The organism is Rhodococcus sp. PAE-6 (assembly GCF_025290685.1).
In the GTDB taxonomy this organism is placed as follows: domain Bacteria; phylum Actinomycetota; class Actinomycetes; order Mycobacteriales; family Mycobacteriaceae; genus Rhodococcus; species Rhodococcus pyridinivorans.
In genome coordinates, this window is sequence record NZ_JAOCLZ010000122.1 from 1 (window position 1) to 273 (window position 273).

Here is a 273-nt window from a genome sequence, read left to right on the forward strand (position 1 = left end):
GATGGGGTCTTCAATTTCGAAGGCGGCTGCTACGCCAAGACCATCAAGCTCTCGCGCGAGGCCGAGCCGCAGATCTATGCCACCACGGAGCGCTTCGGCACGGTGCTGGAGAACGTGGTCATGGATCCGGTGACCCGGAAGCTCGATCTGGACGACGACCGGCTGACGGAGAACACCAGGGCGGGATATCCCCTCACCTTCATCGCCAATGCGTCGACCACCGGCCAGGCGCCGCATCCGAAGAACATCGTCATGCTGACGGCCGATGCCTTC

1 protein-coding gene is annotated in these 273 nt (G+C 63.0%); it reads left to right on the forward strand.

Annotated features, from left to right (window positions below; genetic code table 11):
• The coding region (locus NVV99_RS26485) for a phosphoenolpyruvate carboxykinase (ATP) (protein ID WP_260783298.1) at positions 1 to 273 on the forward strand (273 nt) is incomplete at both ends.